The organism is Streptomyces sparsogenes subsp. cuspidosporus (assembly GCF_039532705.1).
Classification (GTDB): domain Bacteria; phylum Actinomycetota; class Actinomycetes; order Streptomycetales; family Streptomycetaceae; genus Streptomyces; species Streptomyces sparsogenes.
This window is the reverse complement of record NZ_BAAASD010000012.1, coordinates 63,278-86,342: the sequence shown is the minus strand read 5'-3', so window position 1 is coordinate 86,342 and position 23,065 is coordinate 63,278. Positions and strand designations below refer to the sequence as shown.

Genomic DNA, 23,065 nt, shown 5'->3' with positions numbered 1-23,065 from the left:
AGCGTCTGACCTCGGGGGACGAGTGCTGCGCCCGCCGCTTGACCTCAACATTAGGCGCGGGGGCGGAGGACGGCGTCATGCCCTCGTATCGATGCCGGGCCTCCCGGAGGATGACGTCGCGCGCCGACGACTACTCCCCTGGGTGGAGACCCGGGCTCGGGACCCGGAGCCCCCACTCGGGGTCGGACTCGGGGTCGGACTCGGGATAGGGGATGGGGTCAGGGGTCGGGGTCGGGGATGGGGTCAGGGCTTGGGGTCTTCCCTGAGGGAGCCCTCCCCGCGCTCCCCGTCGTCGGTCCGCGGCACCGGCTGCTCGACCAGCGCCAGCACCCTGTTGGCCATGAAGCGGGCGGTGCGCACCACCGACCCGTTTCGGGTGACTTCGCTCACTTCCACCACGCCTCGCCGCACCGCCGTCTCCACCCGGCGGCCGGCCCGGCTCGCGACCACTTCATACGTCCGGGTCGTGTCACCCGCGTCCACGACTATCTCCACACGATCACCCTTCACGGGCTCAATCCCCCTTCTGCGACGGTCCCTTGAGATCTCGCATCGCGGGCCGGAGCGCGGATTGCCGCGATTCCGCCCCACTTCTCCAAGGATTCCACCCACCACTGACAATCCATCGGCCGACGCATGCCCGGCCTCTCAGCGCGCCGGGCCGTCAATCCGTAAGCTGTGCACGTCAGACGGACGGCAGCGGATGGGGCCTCCCCGCCAGGGGTACTGGGAAGGGGCCTTCCCACCGGAGGTAGGGGACGGACATGGCGATGATGCGGCTCCGGCGCGAGGACCCGCGTGTCGTCGGCTCCTTCCGGCTTCACCGGCGGCTCGGCGCGGGCGGCATGGGGGTGGTCTACCTCGGCTCCGACCGGCGCGGGCAGCGCGTGGCGCTGAAGGTGATCCGGCCGGATCTGGCTGAGGACCGCGAGTTCAGATCCCGGTTCGCGCGCGAGGTGTCCGCCGCGCGGCGGATCCGCGGGGGCTGTACGGCCCGGCTGGTGGCCGCCGACCTGGAGGCGGACCGGCCGTGGTTCGCCACCCAGTACGTGCCGGGGCCGTCCCTGCACGACAAGGTGAACGAGGCGGGCCCGCTGCCCGCCGCCCAGGTCGCCGCCATCGGGTCGGCGCTGGCCGAGGGCCTGTTGGCGGTGCACGAGGCGGGGGTGGTGCACCGCGACCTCAAGCCGTCGAACATCCTGCTCTCGCCCAAGGGCCCGCGCATCATCGACTTCGGCATCGCCTGGGCGACCGGGGCGAGCACGCTCACCCACGTCGGCACGGCGGTGGGCTCCCCCGGCTTCCTCGCGCCCGAGCAGGTGCGCGGCGCGACGGTGACCCCCGCGACCGACGTCTTCGCGCTGGGCGCGACGCTCGCGTACGCCTCGATGGCTGACTCCCCGTTCGGCCAGGGGAGTTCCGAGGTGATGCTGTATCGGGTGGTGCACGAGGAGCCGCAGTTGGCGGGGGTGCCGGACGCGCTGGCGCCGCTGCTCCACGCCTGTCTCGCCAAGGACCCCGAGGACCGGCCGAGCACACTTCAGCTGTCCCTGCGGCTGAAGGAGATCGCGGCCCGGGAGGCGCACGGGCACGGACACGGCCATGGGCACGGGGCGTTGGGCGGGCATGGCGGCCTCGGCCCCGGCGGGCCCGCCCAGCCCGACGGGCACCAGTCCGGGGGGCACCACGCCGGGGGTCACCACGCCGGGGGTCATCACCCTGGAGCACACCACTCCGGGGGTCACCCTTCAGGGGGAGGCCACCCCTCGGGGGGCGGCCACGCTTCCGGGGGCCATCCGTCCGGCGGGAGCCACTCCGGGCCGCGGCAGTCGTCCGAGCGCCCGAGCGGCCGACGCGCCGACGAGTACGCGCGCCAGCGCACGGAGCGGCGCGCCGGTGGTACGCCCCCTCCCGCGCCCCGCGCGCAGGCCCCGCGCGCCTCCGCGCCGCGCTCGGGGCCCGGCACGGGGGGCCGCTCCACCGGTTCCACCGGCCGCAACCCCGGCGCCCGCCAGACCCCCGCGCGCCCCTCGGGGCGCAACGGCGCGCGGCCGCCGGTCCGTACGGCCCGTTTGCCGCGCAACGGGCGCCGGCCCGTCGGGCCGGACCGCCGGCTGCTGCGCCAGCGGCTGATCGTCTTCGTGGTGGTGACGCTGCTGGTCGCGCTGGGCATCGCGGCGGCCCAGGGCTGCCAGGGGCCGACCTACGGGCTGGGCGCGCCGGTGCCCGCGGCCACCCAGCCGGTGGACCGGGCCCCGGCCCAGGGGCTCAGCCCTGGGGGCGGCCGGCCGTGACCGCGTAGAAGGCGACCGCCGCCGCCGCGCCCACGTTCAGCGAGTCGACGCCGTGTGCCATGGGGATGCGGACCCATTCGTCCGCGGCCATGAGCGCCTGCGCGGACAGCCCGTCCCCCTCCGCGCCCAGCATCAGGGCGACGCGCTCCAGGCGGTGCGGGGCGGCGTCGTCGATGGTGGTGGCCTTCTCGTCGGGCGTGAGGGCCAGAATCTTGAAGCCGGCGTGCCGGACCGCCTCGAGATCGCGCGGCCAGGCCTCGAGACGGGCGTACGGCACGGAGAAGACGGCGCCCATCGACACCTTCACCGACCGCCGGTAGAGCGGGTCGGCGCAGTCCGGGGAGAGCAGCACCGCGTCCATCCCGAGCGCCGCGGCGCTGCGGAAGATCGCGCCGATGTTGGTGTGGTCGTTGACGGACTCCATGATGGCCACCCTCCGGGCGCCCTCCAGGAGCCGCTCGGCCTCGGGCAGCGGCTTGCGCTGCATGGAGGCGAGGGCGCCCCGGTGGACGTGGTAGCCGGTCACGCGTTCGGCGAGGTCGGGGCTGACCGCGTAGACCGGCGCCGGGACGTCCTCGATGACGTCCCGCATGACGTCGACCCACTTCGCCGACAGCAGCATGGAGCGCATCTCGTAACCGGCCTGTCTGGCCCGCCGGATGACCTTCTCGCCCTCGGCGATGAACAGGCCCTCGGCGGGCTCGCGCTTGCGCCGCAGCTCCACATCGGTCAGGCCGGTGTAGTCGCGCAGCCGCGGGTCGTCGGGGTCATCGACGGTGATGAGATCAGCCACAGGGTGATACTGCCTTGTCCTGGAGGTCGTGCCAATGACGCCTACGTGATTGCGTTACCGATGGTTACCCGAGGCGAGGGCGACGACGTCGCCGATCACCACGACCGCCGGCGGCCGCACCCCCTCGGCCGCGACCCGCTCGGCCACCGTGGCCAGGGTCGCGTCCACGCGCCGCTGGGTGGCGGTGGTGCCCTCCTGGACGACGGCCACCGGGGTGTCCGCGTCCCGGCCGTGCTCGATCAGGGCGGCGGCGATGGCGCCTATCTTCTCGACCGCCATCAGCAGGACCAGGGTGCCGCGGAGCCTGGCCAGCGCCGCCCAGTCCACCAGCGAGCTGGGGTCCTCGGGCGCCACATGCCCGCTGACCACGGTGAACTCATGCGCGACGCCCCGGTGGGTCACCGGGATCCCCGCCACGCCCGGCACACTGATAGCGCTGGTGACACCCGGCACGACGGTGCAGGGGATGCCCGCCTCGGCGAGTGCGTGGGCCTCCTCCATGCCGCGCCCGAAGACGAACGGGTCGCCGCCCTTGAGGCGGACCACGGCCTTGCCCGCCTTCGCGTGCTCGATCAGCGCGTTGTTGATCGCCTCCTGCGCCATGAAGCGGCCGTACGGGATCTTCGCCGCGTCGATCACCTCGACGTGCGGCGGAAGTTCGTCGAGCAGATCGCGCGGGCCCAGGCGGTCGGCCACTACCACGTCCGCCTCCGCCAGCAGCCGGCGGCCCCGCACCGTGATCAGGTCCGGGTCGCCGGGACCGCCGCCCACCAGCGCGACCTGGGGGCCGCGGGCGCGGTGGCGGGGCGCGGCGAGCGTCCCGTCGCGCAGCCCGTCGACGACGGCGTCCCGCACGGCGGCGGAGCGGCGCGGATCGCGGCCGGTCAGCACGGCCACCGTCACGCCCTCGCTGCGCCCGGTGGCGGGGGTCCAGGCGGTGGACGCCTCGGCGTCGTCGCTGCGCACGCACCACACCCGGCGCGCCTCGGCCTCCGCGGACGCGGCGGCGTTGGCCTCCGGGTCGTCCGTGGTGATCAGGGCGTACCAGGCGCCCTCGAAGTCGCCGTCGCGGTAGGTGCGGCGCTCCCAGCGCACCTCCCCGGCCTCCGCCATGGCCTCGACGGACGCCGTGGCGGACGGCGATATCAGCAGGATGTCCGCGCCCGCCGCGATCAGCGCCGGCAGCCGGCGCTGGGCGACCTGGCCCGCCCCGAGGACGACGACCCGGCGCCCCGACAGGCGCAGCCCCACGGGATATGCGAAGTTCTCGGACATGGCGATGCGGCTCTCCTCGTGCGAATGCGCTGCCGCTGCGGCGCTGGAGCGGCTGATCGACTGCTCGGCTGATGGAAACCGATCGGCGGATCGGCTGATCGGCTTCTGATCGGCTGAGCTGCTGTGGGACGTGCCCCCGCGCACACCCTACGTGGCGGGGGCGTACGTCAGCTCTTCTCCGTGACCCCGGCGGCGTCGAAAGTCGCCACCTCGTGCATCGCCCGGGCGGCGCTCTGCACCACGGGGAGGGCGAGCAGCGCGCCCGTCCCCTCTCCCAGCCGCAGATCGAGGTCGACCAGCGGCCGCAGCCCCAGCTTGTTGAGCGCGGCCACGTGACCCGGCTCGGCGCTGCGGTGCCCGGCGATGCACGCCGCCAGCACCTCGGGCGCGATCGCCCGCGCGACCAGGGCCGCCGCGCCCGCGCTCACCCCGTCCAGGATGACGGGCGTACGCAGCGACGCGCCGCCCAGCAGCAGCCCGGCCATCGCGGCGTGCTCCAGGCCGCCGAACGCGGAGAGGACGCCGATGGGATCGGCCGGATCGGGCTGGTGCAGTTCCAGACCGCGCCGTACGACATCGACCTTGCGGGCGTGCATCTCATCGTTGATGCCGGTGCCGCGCCCGGTGACCTCGGCCGGGTCGGCGTCGGTGTAGACGGAGATCAGGGCGGCCGACACGGTGGTGTTGGCGATCCCCATCTCGCCGGTGAGCAGCGCCTTGTTCCCCGCCGCCACCAGGTCGCGCGCGGTCTCGATGCCCACCTCGACGGCGCGCAGCACCTCCTCGCGGGTCAGCGCCGGCCCCGCGGTGAAATCGCCGGTGCCCGGCCGCACCTTGCGCGGCAGCAGACCCGGGGTGTTCGGCAACTCGCTCGCCACGCCCACGTCCACGACGCACACCTCGGCGCCGACCTGGCTCGCGAAGGCGTTGCACACCGCCCCGCCGCCCAGGAAGTTGGCCACCATCTGGGCGGTGACCTCCTGCGGCCAGGCGGTCACGCCCTGGGCGTGCACCCCGTGATCCCCCGCGAAGATCGCCACGGCGGCGGGCTCGGGGATCGGCGGCGGGCACTTCCTGGACAACCCGCTCAGCTGCGCCGAGATGATCTCCAGCATGCCCAGCGCGCCCGACGGCTTGGTCATGCGCTTCTGCCGCTCCCACGCCTCCCCGAGCGCCTTGGCGTCCAGCGGGCGGATGCCCTTGAGCGTCTCCTGCAGCAGATCGGCCGGATCCTCCCCGGGCAGCGCGCGCCTCCCGTACGCCTCCTCGTGGACCACCCACGACAGCGGGCGGCGCTTGGACCACCCCGTCTTCATCAGCTCCGGCTCCTCGGGGAACTCGTCGACGTACCCCACACACAGATACGCCACGACCTCCAGGTGGTCCGGCAGCCCGAGCGCGCGCACCATCTCACGCTCGTCGAAGAAGCTGACCCACCCGACGCCGAGCCCCTCGGCGCGCGCCGCGAGCCACAGGTTCTCCACGGCGAGCGCGGAGGAGTACGGCGCCATCTGCGGCTGGGTGTGCCGGCCGAGGGTGTGGCGGCCGCCCCGGGTCGGATCGGCGGTCACGACGATGTTGACCGGCGTCTCGAGGATCGCCTCGACCTTGAGCTGCTTGAACTGCTTGGCCCGGCCCTTGGGGAGCGACTTGGCGTACGCGTCGCGCTGGCGCGTGGCCAGCTCGTGCATGGTGCGCCTGGTCTCCTCCGAGCGGATGACGACGAAGTCCCACGGCTGCGAGTGCCCGACGCTGGGCGCGGTGTGCGCGGCCTCCAGCACGCGCAGCAGCACCTCGTGCGGGATGGGGTCGGAACGGAAGCCGTTACGGATGTCCCGGCGGTCGCGGATGACCCGGTGCACGGCGGCCCGCTCGGCCTCGGCGTATCCCTCGGCGGGAGGGAGGGGGGTGGCCTCGGGTGCGGGGGGGTCGGTTTCGGGGGCGTCGGTTTCCGTTGCCTGGGTTTCGGCGGCTTCGGTGCCGGTTGGTTCGGTTTCGGTTTCGGTTGGCTGGGCTTCGGCTTCGGTTCCGGCTGTTTCGGCTTCGGTCTCGGCCTCGGCCTCGGCCTTTTCGGTTTCGGGGGCGGCGGCTTCGGCGTCGGGCGCGGGTGCGGCGACGGGCTCGGTCGCGGCCGGGTCGTCGGCCGATACCGGCTCGGGTGCGGGCGCGTCGGCGGCTGCCTCGTCGGAGGCGGGCTCGTCGGAGGCGGGCTCGGAAGCCTGCGCTGCGGCCGCGTCGTCGCCCGTCGCGTCGGCGGCCTGCGCTGCGCCGGACTCGTCAGCCGTCGGCGCCGCGGTGGCCACGGCGGCCTCCGCGGCCGCGGGCGTGGCATCGGACGCGGCAGCCACCGCCTGCTCGGCTTCGGCGGAAGGAGCGGTGGAGTCCTCGCCGGCTGGGTGGTCGGCGGGCGCGGCGGCGTCCTCGCCGGTGGCGGCGGCAGGCGCGGCGTCGGCAGGCGCGGCGGCGGAAGCGGCTGCCTCCGGCGCGGCAGGCGTGGCCTCGCCGCCCGACGGCTCAGCCGGAGCAACGCCAGTGGCGGCGTCGCCATGCGGCTCGGCAGCCACCGCCTCCTCGGCCTCGGCAGAGGAGGCAGCGGAGTCCTCGCCGACCGCGTCGCCCGCCGATGCGGCGGCGGGCGCGGCAGTCGCGTCCTCCTGCACCGGAGCGGTGGCCGCAGCAGCGTCCCCACCGTCGGAAGCAGCGGCCTCCGGCGCGACAGCCGTGCCCTCACCACCGGACGGCTCGGCCACGGGAACACCGGCGGCGTCACCCTCACCAGCAGACGCCCCAGCGGGGGCAGCGCCCTCACCAGGGTCGGCAACAGACGCAGCATCGGGAGCGTCGGCCACAGGCGCGGCAGCCGCAGCGGCATCCTCCTCCGGGGCGGCGACAGGCGCAGCATCGGAAGCGGCGGCCTCACCACCGGACGGCTCGGCCACGGGAACACCGGCGGCGTCACCCTCACCAGCAGACGCCTCAGCGGGGGCAGCACCCTCACCAGGGTCGGCAACAGACGCAGCGTCCGAGGCGTCGGCCACAGGCGCGGCAGGCGCGCCCTCACCAGTGGGCGCCTCAGCCGCAGGCGCGGCGGTCACGTCCTCCTGAACCGGCGCCGCAGCCGCAGCGGCATCCCCATCGGGGGCGGCAGCAGACTCAGCGTCGGAAGCGGCGGCCTCCGGCGCGACAGGCGCGTCCTCAACACCGGACGACCCAGCCGCGTCGCCGTCACCAGCGGGTGCGGTGGCCGCAGGCACGGCCGTCGCATCTTCCTGAACCGGTTCCTGAACCGGCGCCGCAGCCTCAGCCGCAGCCTCCTCCGGGGCGGCGGCAGGCGCAGCGTCGGAAGCGGCGGCCTCCGGCGCGACAGGCGCGCCCTCACCACCGGGCACTTCAGCCACAGGCACAACCGCAGCGCCTTCACCGGCCGGCGCCGCAGCCACAGTCGCAGCCTCCTCCGGGGCGGCGGCAGGCGCGGCATCGGAGGCAACGGCCTCCGGCGCAGCGGCGCCCTCGCCGCCGGACGGCTCGGCCACAGGAACGCCCGTGGCGGCGTCGCCCTCGGCGGGCGGCGCGGCAGCGGCCGGCGCCTCGGCCTCGTCGGCAGGGTCCTCGCCGACCGCGTCAGCGGGCGTCTCGGCTTCAGGCGTGCCGAGCGTCGCGGCGTCAGCCGGAGGGGTCGCGGCAGGGGCCGTCGCAGGGGCGTCGCCGGGTGGCGCGGCTGAGGCCTCCTCGGTCGCGGGGGAGCCCTCCGCGGGTGCTTCGTCGGTCGGGGCGGCCATAGCCGCCTCGGCGTCCTCCGTGTCGGGCGCGGCGGGCGCGTCCTCACCCGCCGACGGGTCCGCGACACCCGCGTCTCCGCCGGGCGCGACGGCGTTCTCCACCCCGGCTGCGTCAGCGGCGGGCGCGTTGTCGTCAGTCGTCGGCGGCGCGTCGGAGAGATCGTCGGCCGGCGCGGGGGCGGCTTCGGCGGCTGTGTTCTGACCGGGCGTCTGCTCGGCCTGCCGGCTCTGGCCGCGCGCGGCGCGGCGGCGGGAGGCCCGTCCCTGGGGGGCCGCTGCCGGGTCGGCGGGGAGCTCTGCCTGAGGCTCGTCAGCCGGGGACGCGCTCTGGGCGGGGGCTCGGCCGCGGGCCGCGCGGCGGCGTGCGGCACGGCCCTGCGGGGCCTGCTGCGCGGCGGATTCGGGAGCCGCGGCCTGCTCGGCGGCGGGCTCGGCCGGGGCGTCCTCCGCCGCGGGCGGCTCCTGGGGCTGCTCGGGGGCCTCGGGTGAGGGGGCCTCAGCGACTATGGCGTGGCCAGGGGCCACGGGTACCGGCTGCGGGGCGGGCTCGGCCGGGGGCGCGGCGCCGTCCGCCTGGGCCGGGATGGTGATGCCGCCGGGCGGCTGCGCGGTGGGCTGCGCGGGCTGCGCACCCGCCTCTGCGTGGGGGTGGCCCTGGGCCGGGATCCCGGGCACAGGGCCCGCGTAAGCCTCTGCGGCGCCCGGCGCGGTGTCCGTGCCGGGGGCGTACGCCGGGCCCTGCTGCGCTGCGGCGGGGTCGGGGCGGACCTGCGCGGGGATGCCGACGGCCGGGTCCATGCCCTGCGGGTCGGCCGCCGCCGGGTCGGCGAACTGCTCCTGCTCGTACGGGCCCGGCGCGTCGTGCCCCTCGGCGGGGCTCGGCTCTTCCGTCACCGGGGTCGCGGCCTGGGGGCCCTGGGCGTCCCAGGGTCTGCCGGGCTGGGGGATGTCCGCGAGCTGCGGGCCCGGGAGCGGCTCGGCGTCCTCGCGCGGCGCCTCGGCGTATGGGGGCCCGGCGGCGGGCGGTTCGGCCTGGCGGACGGGAGCGACGGGGGTGGGAGCGTCGGCCGGGCCGCGGTCGGCGAGTGAGCGCACGATGCCGTTGGACAGGTCGGGTACCGGCGGGCCCATGTGCAGCGGGCGCCGGGGCGGGGTGGGGGCGGCGTGCGCGAGTGGCTTGGGCGACGGGGTGGCCTGCGCAGGGTTCGGCTGGGCGGGGTTGGGCTGGGCGGCAGTGGGTTGGGCGGGGGCGTCCTGGTTGGCGGCGGGCTGCGCGGGCGCCGGCTGGGCGGGAGCGGCCTGGGCAAATTGGGGGTCGGGCCGCTGTACGTCCTCGAACTGGGCGTGCTCGACGTGCGCGGCGTACTCGACGTGCTCCACCTGCTCGGCGTAGTCGGCGTACCCGGCCTCCACCGGTCCCCCACCGTAGCCGCCCGCGCCCTGGTCGTAGATCCCGGCCGACGCCGGGTCGTAGCCCTGGGCCTGGGCCTGGTCGTAGGCGAAGCCCCCGGTGTCGTACCCGCCGGGCAGGTGGGTCATGGGCTGCTGGTACGGGTCCTGGTACTGCGGCTGGTGCTCGTTCCAGGCGCCCTGCGCGCCGGGCATGAGGAGGAGGTCGTCCTCCTCGCCGGCCGCGTCCTGCGGGTCGAGGAAGGTATACGGGGACTGCGGCTGTGGCTGCGACTGCTCGATGAAGCCGGCGTCGGCAGGGGGGGTGTGGGCATCCGCGGGATGCGGCTGCCCGAGTCGTCCGCCCGCGTTCTCCGGCAGCCCCTCGCCCGGGACCTGGCCGGTGTCGGTCATGCGTACCCCTCGCCCATCGCTAGTGCTCCTTCCAACCCGCCTACCGCCTAGAGCAAGCCTCAGAGGCAAGAACGAGCGCACGCGGTGCGCGGCACGTAGCACGCCCGAGGCATTGCCTACCGCGGCCCGTCAAGAGGGGAACGCAATCCGGCCATTGGCCGATATAGCGCCGAACGCCGGGCAGCGGCACAGGCAGTACAACGATCTGCCAGCCTACCTCGGGCGCCGCCCGGCGAGGGTCATGGGGCGAGGGTCGCGGGACAGGGTCCGGGGCGGTTCCCGCCGGTGGGCGGGGAGAACGTCACCAGGCGAAACTCACAGGTGCGCGCGGTGACCGCACACCAGGAAGGCCACCGCCCGCTCCCGTTCGGCCCACACCCGGGTGTCCATTTCCACGCACTGCACGAGGGCGCACTCGACGGCGTAGCCGCCGTCCTCGAGCGCCCGGCAGACGGCTTCCGCCTCGTCCCGGGTCACGGCATGTGTGACGATCCGCTCGGGGCGGCGGGCGGCGCACGCGGCGACGACGTCCGGGCCTCCACCGCCGATCCGCACGACGTCCGGCTCGGGCAGGTCTTCGAGGATCTGGGGCGCGGTGCCGTGGACGACCTGGAGCTGTACGCCGAAGCGGCGGGCGAGGGCCTCGGTGCGCTCGCAGACGTCCGGATCGCGGTCCACGGCGATGACGGCGGCGCCGAATCCGGCCGTCTCCACGGCGGCCGCGCCGCTGCCGACGCCGATGTCCCAGACCAGGTCGCCGACCCGGGGGCCGAGTCGGGCCAGTTGGGCGGCGCGCATCTGGGGCGACTCGCTCTCGCCCAGGACGGTGGCGTAGGCGGGCGCGGGCAGCGCCCAGCCGCGTACCGCGCCCGGGTAGCCCGGGTCGCGCCCGGCGAGCCACCCACCGACCTGCAGCGCGCCGCGCGCGGCGCCCGGGGCCGGCGCGCCGCGCGCTGCGGTGGCGCCGGAGCCGCCGATGACGATGACGACGTTCGGGTCGCGCCAGGTGTGGTCGACGGCCTTGTCGGAGGTCAGCACGGTGACCTGCTCCCGCTGGGTGCCCAGGGCCTCGCAGATGACGAAGGTGCGGTGCACCGGGCCGAGGAGGAGCGCGAGTTCGGCGGGGCCGGCGCCGGGCGAGGTGAGCACCGCCACCTTGGGGTGGGCGCGGCAGACGTTGACCGCGCGGCGCAGGTCGCGGCTGTGGGCGACGACGACCTGGGCGTCGTCCCAGGGCATTCCGGCCCGGGCGAAGGCGGCGGCGACGGAGGAGACCGCGGGGACGACCTCCACCTCCAGGCCGTATTCGGGCGCCCGCAGCGCGCGTACGACACCGAAGTACCCGGGGTCGCCGTCGGCCAGGACCACGGCCGAGCCGCGGTGCTGCGCGATGCGGCGGGCGGCGAGGTCCACGCTGCCGAGCCTGATCCGCTCGGCGCCCGGCGGCACTTCGGGCAGCGCCAGGTGGTGGGCGGCGCCGGCCACGAGGGTGGCCGCGCCGAGGGCGGAGCGGGCCACGTCCGTGAGCGGGGAGCCGTCCCAACCGATCACCGTGACGCGGTCGGCCATCGTCGTATGTCTCCCAAGGGTCGCGGGTGCGCGGCGGGTCGCCGCCGAGAGGGGTGGCGCCGGTGCGCGCGCCGTGGTTCGGGGGGCGCGGGATGCACGGGCCCGGAGAGATTATCCCGCCTGGTCCGGACCGCGGGACACAGGGCGCGGACCGCGGGGGCGCGCCGGGCGCGCCGAGGCGCTGCTCGATGCGGTGGAAGCGCCTGTCGGCGGGGTGCGGGGAGGCGCCGGGAAGGCCGCCGCACGGCGCCCGGGCGCGTCACCCGAGCACGGCGCTCGGCCTGGAGCGCGCCGGGCGCGGAGCGCGGGCGGGAGGCGCGCCGATAGCTGGGCGCGCCGGGCGCGGGATGCGGGCGCGTCAGTTCCAGTCGGAGTACGACGGGTACGCGCTGAAGCCGTCCGTGTCCGCCATCGGGTCGCCGTGCACGCCGTGGAGGTCCTCCGGCAGCAGGCTCCAGACGATGACGTCGGTGCGCAGATCCGTCCAGCCGCCGTCCTCCGTCTGGGTGCGCGCTATCCAGGCGTTGCGCAGCACGCCCTCGCTGATACAGCCGATCTTCTGGGCGACCTGCTGGGACGCGGCGTTGTCGGCCGCGGTGCGCAACTCGAGCCGTTCGAACTTCTGGTCCTGGAAGAGCCAGCGGGCGACGGCCAGCGCGGATTCGGAGGCGTAGCCCTCGCCGCGCGCCCAGGGGGCGGTGACGTAGGAGATCTCGGTGGCCAGCACGCGCCAGTCGGTGTTGCTGAGGTGCACGATGCCGACGAGGCGCTGGGTGAGGAACTCGGCCACGGCGAAGACGATGCCGCGGCCCTCGGTGCGCTCGGCGGGCGCGATGCGCAGCGCCCATTCGCGGGCGTCTCGGATGGTGTAGGGGTGGGGCGCCGAGGTCCAGGCGGTGACGAGTTCGTCGTTCATCATCTCCGTGAGCGCCGGCACGTCCGCTTCCTCGAACGGGCGCAGCACCAGCCGTTCCGTGCTGATGGAGATGTCCGGGAAGGTGGATGTCATGCGCCGCTCCGTAACCGGGGTCCAAGGCTTCAGGAAGAGCCCAGCATGCAGCATCGCTCGAGGGAAATGCAGCACGGGGTGGCCAAGCGGAAGGCTCCGTATCCGTTTGCGGGGTTCGGATACGGAGCCTTCGCACGCGGGGAGCGGCTAACCGCCGGTGACCGGCAGCACCGACCCCTTGTACTTCTCCTGGATGAATTTCCGCACTTCGGGCGAGGTGAGGAGCTTGGCCAGTTTCTTCACCCGCGGGTCGTCCTCATTGCCCTTCTTCACGGCGAGGACGTTGGCGTATTCGTTTCCCTTCACCGACTCCAGCAGCACCGCGTCCTTGGCCGGGTCGAGTCCGGCGTCGAGCGCGTAATTGCTGTTGACAACGGCCAGGTCGACATCGTCGAGTGAGCGCGGCAGCTGCGCCGGCTCCAGCTCCTTGAAAGTGAGCTTCTTCGGGTTGGCGGTGATGTCGGCGGGGCTCGCGGCGACCCCGGCGTCCTTCTTCAGCTCGATGAGCCCCTTGGCCGCGAGCAGTTTGAGGGCCCGTCCCTCGTTGGTGCTCTCGTTGGGCACCGCGACGGTCGCCCCGGTTTTGATGTCGGAGGGGTCCTTGACGCGCTTGGAGTAGGCGCCCATGGGCGGCAGATAGGCGTCCGAGACGGACACCAGGTCGGTGCCCTTCGTTTTGTTGAAGTTATCCAGGAAGGGGGCGTTCTGGTACAGGTTGGCGTCCAGCGAGCCTTCCTGGAGGGCGGTGTTCGGCAGGACGTAGTCCGTGAACTCCTTGACCTCGAGCTTGAGGCCCTCCTTGTCGGCGAGGTGCTTCTTGATGTAGTCGAGCACCTCGCCGGCCGGGACGGCGGTGGCCCCGACGACGAGCGTGTCGTCGTCCGGGCCGCCGCCGGAGCCCGCGCCGCACGCGGTCGGCCCGAGGGCGAGTGCCGCCGCGGCGAGAGGGACCGCGATCTTGCGCATGGGGTGGCTTCCTTCGGTGTCGCGCGTTCCGGGCCGGGGTCCGGGTCGGGGTCCGCGATCAGAACGACGCGATGACGGAGCCGTCGTACTTGTCCTGGATGAACTTCTTCACCTCGGGGGAGGTGAGGAGCTTCGCGAGCTTCTTGACGCGGGGGTCGTTCTCGTTGCCCTTCTTCACGGCGAGGAAATTGCCGTAGGGGTTGTTCTTGGGCGACTCCAGGACGAGGGCGTCCTTGGCGGGCTTGAGGTCGGCCTCGATGGCGTAGTTGCCGTTGATGACCGCGGCGTCCACGTCGTCCAGGGAGCGGGGCAGCTGCGCGGCCTCCAGCTCCTTGAACTTCAGGTTCTTGGGGTTGTCGGCGATGTCCTTGGGGGTGGCCTCGTTGCCTGCGCCGCTCTTCAGCTTGATGACGCCGTTGGAATCCAGCAGCTTGAGGGCGCGGGCCTCGTTGACGGTGTCGTTGGGGATGGCGACGGTCGCGCCGCTCCCCAGGTCGCCGGCCTTCTTCACCTTGTGCGAGTACAGGCCGAGCGGCTCCAGGTGCACCGTCACGACGGGCACGATGTGGGTGCCCTTCTTCTTGTTGAAGTCGTCGAGGAACGGCTGGTTCTGGAAGTAGTTGGCGTCCACCGACCCGTCTTCGGTCGCCGTGTTCGGGGTGTTGTAGTCGGTGAATTCCTTGACCTCGAGCTTGAGGCCGGCCTTGTCCGCCAGGTGGTCCTTGACGTAGTTGAGGATCTCGGCGTGCGGGACCGGGCTCGCGGCGACGACGAGCGCGCCGTTCTTGTCGGAGCCGGAGTCCTTGCCGCAGGCGGCCAGGCCCAGGGTGAGGGCGCCGGCGGTGAGGGCGACAGCGAGGGTCTTGGTGGTGTTACGCACGAAAAGTGCCTTTCTTTTTGGACGTACGAGGCCGCGGCGGGTGCGGGGCGCTCAGCGGAAAAGGGGTTGGGTGGTGGAGAGGGGCCGGGGTTCAGGGGGCCTCGGGGGCTTCGGCGACCTTGGCCACCGGGCCGGTCTCCTCGGCCCGCTTCGGGCCCCGCGAGAGCCACGGCCACGCGGCGGCCGAGGAGCGTCCGCGGTGGGACAGGGCCCGCGCGGCGAAGTCACCGGCGAACTGGATGATGGAGATCACCACCGCGAGGATCCCGACGGTGATCCACATCAGCTCGGTCTCGAAGCGCTGGTAGCCGTAGCGGATGGCGAGGTCGCCCAGGCCGCCGGCGCCGACCGTGCCGGCCATCGCCGAGTAGCCGATGAGCGCCACGATCGTGGTGGTCGCGCTGGAGATCAGCGAGGGCAGCGCCTCGGGCAGCAGGACCTTGCGTACAACGGTCCAGGTCGAGCCGCCCATGGACTGCACCGCCTCGACGAGCCCGCCGTCCACCTCGCGCACCGAGGTCTCCACGAGCCGGGCGAAGAAGGGGATGGCGCCGATCGCCAGTGGCACGATCGCGGCCTCGGGGCCGATGGTGGTGCCCACGATCAAGCGGGTGAAGGAGATCAGCGCGACCATGAGGATGATGAACGGCATGGAGCGGCCGATGTTCACGATCTGGCCGACGACCTTGTTCACCACGACGTTCTGCAGTACCCCGCCGCGGTCGGTGAGCACCAGCAGGATCCCGAGGGGCAGTCCGCCGACGACCGCGATCAGGGCCGACCAGCCGACCATGTAGAGGGTGTCCCAACAGGCCTGCTCGAGCAGGGGCTCCATCTCGGACCAGGTCACTTGGCACCTTCCTTGGTCAGCTCGAGGTCACTCGCCCCGAGGTGGGCCGCCTCGGCGCCGCCCGCCACCTCGACCTGCAGCCCCTGCTCGCGCAGGAAGCCGATCGGCACGACGTTCTCCTCGAACGGGCCGGGCAGCTCGATCCGCATCCGGCCGACCTGCCGGCCGCCGACGGTGTCCATGGCGGCGCCGAGGATGGAGATGTCGATGTTGTAGGTGCGCGCCAGCTGGGAGATGACCGGCTTGGTCGCGGCCTCGCCCTGGAAGGTGACGTCCACCACGGTCCGGTCGATGCCCGGCAGCTCCCCGCCGACCGGGAAGAGCTCCCGCGCCAGCTCGGAGCCGGGCGTGGCGAGCAGGTCGGCGACCGTGCCGGACTCCACGACCCGGCCGGCGCGCATCAGCGCGGCCGAGTCGCAGATCGACTTGACGACGTCCATCTCGTGGGTGATCAGCAGCACCGTCAGCCCGAGCTGCCGGTTCAGGTCGCGCAGCAGCTGGAGGATCGAGCGGGTGGTCTCCGGGTCCAGGGCGGAGGTCGCCTCGTCGGACAGCAGCACCTTGGGGTCGCCGGCCAGCGCGCGGGCGATGCCGACGCGCTGCTTCTGGCCGCCGGAGAGCTGCGCCGGGTACGCCTTGGCCTTGTCGGCGAGGCCCACCAGGTCCAGCAGTTCCAGGGCCTTGCGGGTGCGCTGCTTGCCGGAGACGCCGAGGATCTCCAGCGGCAACTCGACGTTGTCCCGCACGGTGCGCGAGGAGAGCAGGTTGAAGTGCTGGAAGACCATCCCGATCCCGGTGCGGGCCTTGCGCAGCGCCGACCCCGCGCGCTGGCCCCGCCCGGCGAGCGCGGTGAGGTCCTGGCCGGCCACGCTGACCGTGCCGGAGGTGGGGCGCTCCAGAAGGTTCACGCAGCGGATGAGGGTGGACTTGCCGGCGCCGCTCTGGCCGACGACGCCGTACACCTCACCCTCGCGGACATGGAGGTCGACGCCGTCGAGGGCGGTGACCTCGCGGCCTCGTGAGCGGTAGACCTTGGTCAGGCCTGTCGTGGTGATCACAGGGGTTTCCGTCACTGTTGAGTGCGCGGCGGATGGTGCCGCCGGGCACGGTTCGTTCATTCCGGAACGCGGCGTGGAGGTGCCCGAGGCGCACGCGGGCGCGGCGCGGCTTCGGGGTCCGGTGACGCGGGGCGGCCCGTCCGGCACGGGTGGGTGCGGACGCGGCTCGGCTCAGCGGGTCTCGCTTCGGGGCGCGAGGCTCAGGCAGGGGCCCTCAGCGGTCACACATTCGACACATACAGCGAGCACCGGGCGTCTGGATCGCCTCGGTCGCGTGGGCGCGGCTGCTCGTCGTGGTCATGGGCGTAAGTAAAGCAGACACATGTGCGGGCCGATCAAACATGTCCGAATAGCGGACTTGTCGGACCAGTGTGTGGACAGCGGCGGGGTCGTTCACTCCCCCGCCGTGATCTCCAGTCCGTCCTGCGTGGCCTGGACGGACACGGCCGACAGGTCTTCTACGACGACGTCGGCGATCAGCTCGTCCCGGCCGGCGGTTGTGGTCAACGCCACGGTTCGCATCCCGGCGGCCCGGCCCGCCGTGAGCCCGGCGGGGGCGTCCTCGAAGACCACACAGCGGGCGGGCTCGAAGCCGAGCTTGGCGGCGGCCAGCAGAAAGGGCTCGGGGTCCGGCTTGCCGCGCGTGATGTCGTCCGCGCTGATCAGCAGGGCCGGGGAGATCCCGACCGCGGCCAGGCGGGCCTCGGCCAGCCGGCGGTTCGCGGAGGTCACCACCGCCCAGCGGTCCGCGGGGAGCCTCCCCAGCAGCTCGACCGTCCCGGGCAGCGCCACCACCCCGCCGCCCGGCACGTCCGCGAGCTCCAGCTCGTCGATGCGGGCGCGGGCCTCCGGGACGCGGTGCGCGGGCAGCAGGTCGCCGATGATGTCGGAGGCGGGGCGGCCGTGCAGCTCGACCCGCGCGAAGTCCTCCGCCGGAATTCCGTACTCCGCCGCCCAGCGGCTCCAGCAACGGTGGACCGACTCCAGGGACGAGATCAGGGTTCCGTCATTGTCGAACAGCAGGGCGTCAGCGGAGATCTTCATATCGGGTCAGCGTACGAGGCCCGGCCCGGGGCCGGGCACGCGGTGTCCGCCGGGGCCGATTACCCTCGTCCCCATGCTTGCCACCCCCTGTGTGCGCCGCCGCACCGCGCGGAGGTCACGTTGATCGACGCGCTGACGATCGCGCTCGGTGTGACCGCCCTCGCGCTCGCCGCGTGGTGCGGTTTCGCCGCCTACCGCGACCAGCCCACCAAGGACTGGCACTTCATCGGCATGGCCGTGGTGACCCTGCTGGGCCTCGCCCAGCTCGTCGTCGGGATCGTGCGGCTGGCGCGCGGGGAGCACCCCCACGACAGTGTGGCGATCTTCGTGGCGTATCTGATCGGCTCGGCGCTGGCCGTGCCGGTCGCGGCGTTCATGTCGCTGGCGGAGCGGACCCGGTGGGGGTCGGCGACGGTGGCGGGGGCGGCGGTGGTGCTGGCCGTGCTCGAGGTGCGGCTGTACGACATCTGGGGAGGCAGCGGTGCCTGAGCCGGCGTCCGAATCCACCACGCCCCAAGCCCCCGAGTCCCAATCCCCCGCGCCTGTTTCTCCCGCGCCTGTTTCTCCCGCGCCTGTTTCTCCCGCGCCTGTTTCTCCCGCGCCTGTTTCTCCCGCGCCTGTTTCTCCCGCGCCTGTTTCTCCCGCGCCTGTTTCTCCCGCGCCCGACGCCGCCGCGCCGGGGCGGGCCCGGGCGGGCGGGCTCGGCCAGGGGCCGGGCCGGCTGCTGGTGCTGCTCTACGGGGTGTTCACCGTCGCGGCCGCGTCCCGCTCGATCTACCAGCTCGCCGCCCAGTACCACGAGGCCCCGCTCGCGTACATCCTCTCCGCGGTCTCGGGCGTCGTGTACGCCTTCATCACGGTCTCGCTGGTCCGCGGCGGGGAAGGGGCGCGCAAGGCGGCGTTCGTCTGCTGCGCCGCCGAGCTGCTGGGGGTGCTGACCATCGGCACCTGGACGCTCGCGGACCCCTCCGCCTTCCCCGACGAGACGGTGTGGTCGGACTACGGGATGGGCTACCTCTTCATCCCGATCTTCCTGCCGGTCACCGGGCTGATCTGGCTGCGCAAGCGCAAGGCCCGCCAGGACTGACCCCGGCGGGCCCCGCGGTGACAAAGCCGGGCGACGAGCCCGGGCGACGAGCCGGTGGGGCGGGCGGTCCCGGTGGCGTCAGGCGCTGGCCGCGTACGCCGAGGGCGTGGCCTCCTTCTCCAGAGTGACCAGGCTCAGCCGGCGGTTGACCTCTTCGGTGCCCACCTGCGCGTAGCCGTACCGCCGGTACAGCCGCAGATTGCCCTCGCTGCGGTGGCCGGTGAACAGCCGGTACCGCTTGGCGTCCCGCTCCTCGGCCAGTCGCTCCTCGATCGCCGCGAGCAGCCGGCCGCCCAGGCCGTGGCGCTGCATCCGCGGGTGCACGATGAGCTTGCCGATGGCGGCGGTGCCCTTGTCGTCGACCGTGCCGCGGACCGATCCGACGACCTCCGCGCCGAGCCGGGCCACGAGCACGCAGCCCTGGCCCAGTTCGGCGCGGAGGTCGTCCAGCGACTGGGTCAGCGGCTCGATCGAGTAGTCCCCGTAGAGCTCGGCCTCCCGCTGGTAGCACAGGTACTGCAGCTTGAGGATCTGCTCGGCGTCGTCCGCGGTCGCCGCGGAGATGGTCACGCTCATGCCCATGTGCGCATGCCTCCCCTAGTCTCGGTCCACCGGCCGCGATGAGGGTAAGGACGCGACCGGGGTGTGGCCTGACCGGAGCCGCCGTGAAAGGTACGCACGTCCGCCTCCGAGGCGCCGATTGTCTTAGACCGTCCAACAGTAGGGCCCGCGGCGTCGCGGGCCGATGGCTCTCGCCTGACCGCACCGCGCTCGTCGCACGCAGCGCCGCTGCGCTCTCCTCACGCGGCACGCCCAGACTCGGCCCTCGACCCGCTCCTTCACCCGCGCTCCCTACTGCCGGACGGTCTAACGCTCCTTTCCCCAGAGTTCAGGAGCCGCAATCTCCGCCGTGAGCATTCTGCGCAGGCAACCCAGACATCGGGAACGTACCGGGCCCAGGCTGCCCTGTGACATTCCCAACTCCCCCGCGATCTCGCGGTAGGTCAGGTCGGCGCGGGACAGCAGCGCGCCCAATAAAAGAGGGCAGCGGCCGGGCAGTCGGCGCACCGCCGCGCGCAGCGCCCGGCCCGTCTCCGCCGCGAGTACGGCCTGCTCGGCCGGCCGGGCCTCCGGGCCGGAGGGCGGGCCGTCGCCCACCGGGTCGTATGGCACCTCCCGCCGGGCCCGGCGCCGGGCGCCGCGCACCTCGGCCCGGACCGCTCCGCGCAGCCAGGCGGCGGGTTCGGGCGGTGGCCCCTCCTCGTGGGTGCGCTCCAGCAGCCGCAGCCACACCGCCTGTTCGAGCTCGGCGGGTTCGATGCCCGCACCGTAGGCCTCGGCCGCCGCCTCGGCGGCGAGCAGGGGGCGGAGTTTCTCCAGAAGGTCCATACCCGGCGGGACGCGGGCCGCGCGGGGCCGGGTTGCCGACGCGCCGGTCTCTCACCCGACAGGGCGGCCGCGCGGACGCGGGTTGACGGCGTCGCGCCGGTGTCCGGAAACGCCCGGCGCGCGGCGGTGCCCCCGTACGGGCAGGGCACCGCCGCGCGCCGGAGCGGGCGTTCACCGGTTGGGGCGGGCGTTCACCGGTTCTTGCGGAAGTCCTCGCGGGCGAGCAGCGCGGTGTCCGGGTTGTCGGAGAAGATCCCGTCGATGCCCGTCTCGAAGTACTTCTTGAAGGCGCCGAAGGCGTCCCCGTAGGCGGTGGCGTCGGTGCCGCGCCGGAAGTCGGCCGGGAGGAAGGAGTTCTCGTTGCGCATGGTGTAGGGGTGCAGCACGAGACCGGCCGCGTGCGCGTCCTTGACCAGCGTGGTGGGGGTGGTGAGCCTGCCGCTGGAGTCGCGCGGGATGATCAGCGACAGGTCGGGCCCGATGCCGTCGGCGTAGCCCGCGATCCACTCCAGGCCCTCGGGCTTGACCAGGTCCGCGACCGTGCGCGGGTCGCCGGCCTCGACGAAGTCCCAGGGCCGGCTGTTCGCGGTGGACAGCAGCACGACCGCCGGGGTGGCGACCAGCTTGCGCAGCCGCTGGATGCTGCTGGGCTCGAACGACTGGAGGAAGGTCGGCGAGTCCTTGCGGTGCCGCCCGTACGCGCGCAGCAGCTTGGCCAGCCGCTCCTCCAGGCCGAGGCCGAGCTTGCGGAAGTAGGTGGGGTGCTTGGTCTCCACGTACAGCCAGATCCGGCGGCCGCGCTTGCGGCCCTCGCGCTCGGCCCACTGGAGCACTTCCTCGAAGGTGGGCACCTCCCAGCGGCCGTCGTAGAGCGTGTTGCGCTGGCGGGTGCCGGGGATGCGCTCCTTGGCGCGCAGGGTCTTCAGCTCGGCGAGCGTGAAGTCCTCGGTGAACCAGCCGGTCAGCGCGGTGCCGTCGACGGTCTTGGTGGTCTTGCGGTCCGCGAACTCGGGGTGCGCGGCCACGTCCGTGGTGGCCGTGATGTCGTTCTCGTGGCGGCAGACGAGATGCCCGTCCTTGGTGGGGACGAGGTCCTGCTCGATGATGTCGGCGCCCAGGTCGAGGGCGAGCTGGTAGGAGCCGAGGGTGTGTTCGGGCCGGTATCCGCTGGCCCCCCGGTGCCCGATGACGGTGGGCACCGGCAGCCCGTGGCCCTTCCCGGACGCCGACGCCTCCGCCGCCGCGGCCGTACCCGCGCCGCCCAGCGCCACCGCGCCCGCGCCGAGGGCCGCGGCCCCCAGGATGGCGCGCCGTCCGAGCTGTTGCTCCCGCTCCATGACCACTCCTCGCTGTGGAGTCCGGTACCCGTCAAAAACTGATCAAATGACGGCCCGATGGTAGGGGCGTAGGCCTTTCGGGCGGGAGACGTTGGACGGAACGCGTGGGAAACGTGGGTCAACAGTGCGTATCAGGTGGGTGAACCCGGTGTGCGCGGGGGCGTGACCGGCGAGTATCGTCTCATCGGCGCAAGTGTGCGGTATCGGGTTGACTCACCCTGGGTGACCCGCCGCGTACGGGCGCCTTCGCCCATGACCCCGACCGGAGGGCCCGTTGTCCCGATTCGCGTTCCTGAAGGCAGTGCTCGGTCCGCTGATGCGCCTGATGTTCCGCCCGCAGGTCGAGGGGGCGGAGCGGATCCCGGGCTCCGGCCCGGTCATCCTGGCGGGGAACCATCTCACCTTCATCGACTCGATGATCCTGCCGCTGGTCTGTGACCGGCAGGTCTTCTTCATCGGCAAGGACGAGTACGTCACGGGCAAGGGCCTCAAGGGCCGGCTGATGGCCTGGTTCTTCACCGGCGTCGGCATGATCCCGGTGGACCGGGACGGCGGGCACGGCGGCGTGGCCGCGCTGATGACCGGCCGTCGGGTGCTGGAGGAGGGCAGGATCTTCGGCATCTACCCCGAGGGCACCCGCTCCCCCGACGGCCGTCTCTACCGCGGCCGCACCGGCATCGCCCGGCTCACCCTGATGACGGGCGCCCCCGTGGTGCCGTTCGCGATGATCGGCACGGACCGGCTCCAGCCGGGCGGCAAGGGCCTGCCGCGGCCGGGCCGGGTCACGGTCCGCTTCGGCGAGCCGCTGGAGTTCACGCGCTACGAGGGCATGGACCGCGACCGCTTCGTGCTGCGGGCGGTGACCGACGAGGTCATGAGCGAGGTCATGCGGCTGTCCGGGCAGGAGTACGTGGACATGTACGCCACGAAGGCCAAGGCCGCCTGACGGGCTCTGTCCCGTTCGTCCTTCTTCGTTCGGAACGCAGTTCGGTTTTCGGCGCGAGGCCGCCTGACATTGGCTCAGGCGGCCTCTTCGCCGTGTGCGGCGCGGTGTGTGACGCGGATCTTCGACTGCCGGTGGGGCAGTTCCTCCCAGTCCTCCATGAACCGCGCCGCGAGCCCGTGGTCTGCGGCGAGCCGCACCAGGGTGTCCGTGCGGTAGTAGAAGTCCTCGCGCAGCACGTGGTGCTCGGGCCCCTCGGTACGGTTGAAGGTGAAGTCGAAGTATCCGCCCGGGGCGAGCACGCGCCCGACATGGGCCAGGCACTCCTCGATCACCTCCCGGGGCGAGTGGGAGAAGACGCTGTGCGCGTGCACCACGGTGAAGTGCGCCTCGGGGAGGGCCGCCAGGCGCAGATCGCGCACCAGGCTCAGAAAGGGCAGCTTGGCCTGCAGCCCGCGCCCCACCACGACGTCCTGGGCGGCGAGAAGGATGTCGGGTGAGATGTCGATCCCGTGGTAGTGGCCCGCGTCGAGGTAGTCGATGAGGCGCCACCCGGCGCGCAGATTGCCGCAGCCGATGTCCAGGACCCGGTCGTCGGGCCTCAGGCCGTGCCACAGGAGGTAGTCGTACTGCATCTTCCCCAGGGCGAGCCAACGCTCATGCGAGGCGCTGCCGACGGCCGCCTCGGGACTGCGGGCGGTGTCGTCCCGCATCACCGCCCGGTAGTAGGCGATGTGGTCGCGCGTGGAGACGCGCAGCCGCAGGTCCCGGGCCAGCCGCCGCATGTAGCGCGGCACCCGCTCGGGGTGGCGTACGGCGTAGCGGACCTTGTGCAGCGGGCTCGCGCGGTTCTTGGTGCGGGGTGACGTCGCGTGGGGTGTCGTGGTGCGTATGGGCATGCGGAGACCTCGCCTGACGCAGGGGTTACGTCGTGGTCGGGCCCATCCTCGCCGCGCCCGCGCGCCCTCGCCAGCCGCGCGTGGCGTCCG

At 73.4% G+C, this 23,065-nt stretch carries 19 protein-coding genes and 1 pseudogene; 5 read left to right on the top strand and 15 right to left on the bottom strand.

Annotated features, from left to right (window positions below):
* Positions 1 to 243: 243 nt before the first annotated feature.
* A complete protein-coding gene (locus ABFY07_RS16910; protein WP_346175298.1) occupies positions 244 to 510 on the bottom strand; it encodes a hypothetical protein in 267 nt (88 codons plus the stop codon).
* A gap of 254 nt (positions 511 to 764) precedes the next feature.
* Between ABFY07_RS16910 and ABFY07_RS16905 the strand changes: the two genes are divergently transcribed.
* Positions 765 to 2,294 (top strand): serine/threonine-protein kinase, encoded by a 1,530-nt coding sequence (locus tag ABFY07_RS16905; RefSeq protein ID WP_346175297.1) that lies wholly within the window; start codon positions 765 to 767, stop codon positions 2,292 to 2,294.
* Here ABFY07_RS16905 and ABFY07_RS16900 read toward each other — a convergent pair.
* From ABFY07_RS16900 to ABFY07_RS16855, 10 genes are all read right to left on the bottom strand, one after another.
* Positions 2,269 to 3,087: a TrmH family RNA methyltransferase gene (locus ABFY07_RS16900; protein ID WP_346175296.1), complete on the bottom strand. Its 819-nt coding sequence runs from the start codon at positions 3,085 to 3,087 to the stop codon at positions 2,269 to 2,271. The genes ABFY07_RS16905 and ABFY07_RS16900 overlap by 26 nt on opposite strands.
* A gap of 54 nt (positions 3,088 to 3,141) precedes the next feature.
* Entirely contained in the window at positions 3,142 to 4,362 is a 1,221-nt protein-coding gene (gene cobA, locus ABFY07_RS16895) for a uroporphyrinogen-III C-methyltransferase (protein ID WP_065966060.1), read from the bottom strand.
* Between the two features lie 167 nt (positions 4,363 to 4,529).
* Complete coding sequence (cobT, locus tag ABFY07_RS16890; protein WP_428836944.1) at positions 4,530 to 8,243, bottom strand: nicotinate-nucleotide--dimethylbenzimidazole phosphoribosyltransferase; 3,714 nt, start codon at positions 8,241 to 8,243, stop codon at positions 4,530 to 4,532.
* Between the two features lie 2,016 nt (positions 8,244 to 10,259).
* The gene (cbiE, locus tag ABFY07_RS16885) at positions 10,260 to 11,513 is read right to left on the bottom strand and encodes a precorrin-6y C5,15-methyltransferase (decarboxylating) subunit CbiE (RefSeq protein WP_346175294.1); all 1,254 of its coding nucleotides are present in this window, start codon (positions 11,511 to 11,513) and stop codon (positions 10,260 to 10,262) included.
* A gap of 358 nt (positions 11,514 to 11,871) precedes the next feature.
* Positions 11,872 to 12,522 carry a GNAT family N-acetyltransferase gene (locus ABFY07_RS16880; protein WP_346175293.1) on the bottom strand — a complete coding sequence of 217 codons (651 nt, stop codon included), beginning with the start codon at positions 12,520 to 12,522 and terminating at the stop codon, positions 11,872 to 11,874.
* Positions 12,523 to 12,669: 147 nt separating this feature from the next.
* A complete protein-coding gene (locus ABFY07_RS16875) occupies positions 12,670 to 13,488 on the bottom strand; it encodes a MetQ/NlpA family ABC transporter substrate-binding protein (RefSeq protein ID WP_346175292.1) in 819 nt (272 codons plus the stop codon).
* Positions 13,489 to 13,546: 58 nt separating this feature from the next.
* Positions 13,547 to 14,368 carry a MetQ/NlpA family ABC transporter substrate-binding protein gene (locus ABFY07_RS16870; protein ID WP_346175291.1) on the bottom strand — a complete coding sequence of 274 codons (822 nt, stop codon included), beginning with the start codon at positions 14,366 to 14,368 and terminating at the stop codon, positions 13,547 to 13,549.
* Positions 14,369 to 14,459: 91 nt separating this feature from the next.
* Positions 14,460 to 15,218, bottom strand: coding sequence for a methionine ABC transporter permease (locus ABFY07_RS16865; protein WP_346175290.1), 759 nt, complete (start codon positions 15,216 to 15,218; stop codon positions 14,460 to 14,462).
* Complete coding sequence (locus ABFY07_RS16860; RefSeq protein WP_346175289.1) at positions 15,215 to 16,336, bottom strand: methionine ABC transporter ATP-binding protein; 1,122 nt, start codon at positions 16,334 to 16,336, stop codon at positions 15,215 to 15,217. Before ABFY07_RS16860 ends, ABFY07_RS16865 begins: the two co-directional genes overlap by 4 nt.
* A 333-nt stretch (positions 16,337 to 16,669) precedes the next feature.
* Positions 16,670 to 17,320 (bottom strand): HAD family hydrolase, encoded by a 651-nt coding sequence (locus ABFY07_RS16855; protein WP_065966036.1) that lies wholly within the window; start codon positions 17,318 to 17,320, stop codon positions 16,670 to 16,672.
* Positions 17,321 to 17,440: 120 nt separating this feature from the next.
* Between ABFY07_RS16855 and ABFY07_RS16850 the strand changes: the two genes are divergently transcribed.
* The 3 genes and pseudogenes from ABFY07_RS16850 to ABFY07_RS16845 all read left to right on the top strand — a co-directional run bounded on the left by ABFY07_RS16850 (position 17,441) and on the right by ABFY07_RS16845 (position 18,407).
* On the top strand, positions 17,441 to 17,809 hold the full coding sequence (locus ABFY07_RS16850; protein ID WP_065966034.1) for a hypothetical protein: 369 nt from the start codon (positions 17,441 to 17,443) through the stop codon (positions 17,807 to 17,809).
* Between the two features lie 12 nt (positions 17,810 to 17,821).
* A pseudogene (locus tag ABFY07_RS43400) lies at positions 17,822 to 17,923 on the top strand (hypothetical protein); the annotation flags it as partial.
* A gap of 118 nt (positions 17,924 to 18,041) precedes the next feature.
* Positions 18,042 to 18,407, top strand: coding sequence for a hypothetical protein (locus ABFY07_RS16845; protein WP_065966056.1), 366 nt, complete (start codon positions 18,042 to 18,044; stop codon positions 18,405 to 18,407).
* Between the two features lie 78 nt (positions 18,408 to 18,485).
* On the opposite strand, the gene ABFY07_RS16840 is transcribed toward ABFY07_RS16845, so the two are convergent.
* The 3 genes from ABFY07_RS16840 to ABFY07_RS16830 all read right to left on the bottom strand — a co-directional run bounded on the left by ABFY07_RS16840 (position 18,486) and on the right by ABFY07_RS16830 (position 21,133).
* On the bottom strand, positions 18,486 to 18,989 hold the full coding sequence (locus ABFY07_RS16840; RefSeq protein WP_065966032.1) for a GNAT family N-acetyltransferase: 504 nt from the start codon (positions 18,987 to 18,989) through the stop codon (positions 18,486 to 18,488).
* A gap of 285 nt (positions 18,990 to 19,274) precedes the next feature.
* Positions 19,275 to 19,796: an RNA polymerase sigma factor gene (locus ABFY07_RS16835; protein WP_065966030.1), complete on the bottom strand. Its 522-nt coding sequence runs from the start codon at positions 19,794 to 19,796 to the stop codon at positions 19,275 to 19,277.
* Between the two features lie 191 nt (positions 19,797 to 19,987).
* Positions 19,988 to 21,133, bottom strand: coding sequence for a glycerophosphodiester phosphodiesterase (locus tag ABFY07_RS16830; protein WP_346175288.1), 1,146 nt, complete (start codon positions 21,131 to 21,133; stop codon positions 19,988 to 19,990).
* 274 nt (positions 21,134 to 21,407) lie between these two features.
* Here ABFY07_RS16830 and ABFY07_RS16825 point away from each other — a divergent pair, with 274 nt between their 5' ends.
* Entirely contained in the window at positions 21,408 to 22,079 is a 672-nt protein-coding gene (locus ABFY07_RS16825; RefSeq protein ID WP_346175287.1) for a lysophospholipid acyltransferase family protein, read from the top strand.
* A gap of 74 nt (positions 22,080 to 22,153) precedes the next feature.
* Here ABFY07_RS16825 and ABFY07_RS16820 read toward each other — a convergent pair whose 3' ends face one another.
* Complete coding sequence (locus ABFY07_RS16820; protein WP_346175286.1) at positions 22,154 to 22,975, bottom strand: class I SAM-dependent DNA methyltransferase; 822 nt, start codon at positions 22,973 to 22,975, stop codon at positions 22,154 to 22,156.
* Positions 22,976 to 23,065 lie beyond the last annotated feature (90 nt).

Bases quoted from the DNA above. Each gene is read 5' to 3' on its own strand.
- ABFY07_RS16905 (WP_346175297.1), top strand. From the start codon at position 765: ATGGCGATGATGCGGCTCCGGCGCGAGGACCCGCGTGTCGTCGGCTCC.
- cobA (WP_065966060.1), bottom strand. From the start codon at position 4,362: ATGTCCGAGAACTTCGCATATCCCGTGGGGCTGCGCCTGTCGGGGCGC.
- cbiE (WP_346175294.1), bottom strand. From the start codon at position 11,513: ATGGCCGACCGCGTCACGGTGATCGGTTGGGACGGCTCCCCGCTCACG.
- ABFY07_RS16880 (WP_346175293.1), bottom strand. From the start codon at position 12,522: ATGACATCCACCTTCCCGGACATCTCCATCAGCACGGAACGGCTGGTG.
- ABFY07_RS16875 (WP_346175292.1), bottom strand. From the start codon at position 13,488: ATGCGCAAGATCGCGGTCCCTCTCGCCGCGGCGGCACTCGCCCTCGGG.
- ABFY07_RS16860 (WP_346175289.1), bottom strand. From the start codon at position 16,336: ATGAACGAACCGTGCCCGGCGGCACCATCCGCCGCGCACTCAACAGTG.
- ABFY07_RS16855 (WP_065966036.1), bottom strand. From the start codon at position 17,320: ATGAAGATCTCCGCTGACGCCCTGCTGTTCGACAATGACGGAACCCTG.
- ABFY07_RS16840 (WP_065966032.1), bottom strand. From the start codon at position 18,989: ATGGGCATGAGCGTGACCATCTCCGCGGCGACCGCGGACGACGCCGAG.
- ABFY07_RS16835 (WP_065966030.1), bottom strand. From the start codon at position 19,796: ATGGACCTTCTGGAGAAACTCCGCCCCCTGCTCGCCGCCGAGGCGGCG.
- ABFY07_RS16830 (WP_346175288.1), bottom strand. From the start codon at position 21,133: ATGGAGCGGGAGCAACAGCTCGGACGGCGCGCCATCCTGGGGGCCGCG.
- ABFY07_RS16820 (WP_346175286.1), bottom strand. From the start codon at position 22,975: ATGCCCATACGCACCACGACACCCCACGCGACGTCACCCCGCACCAAG.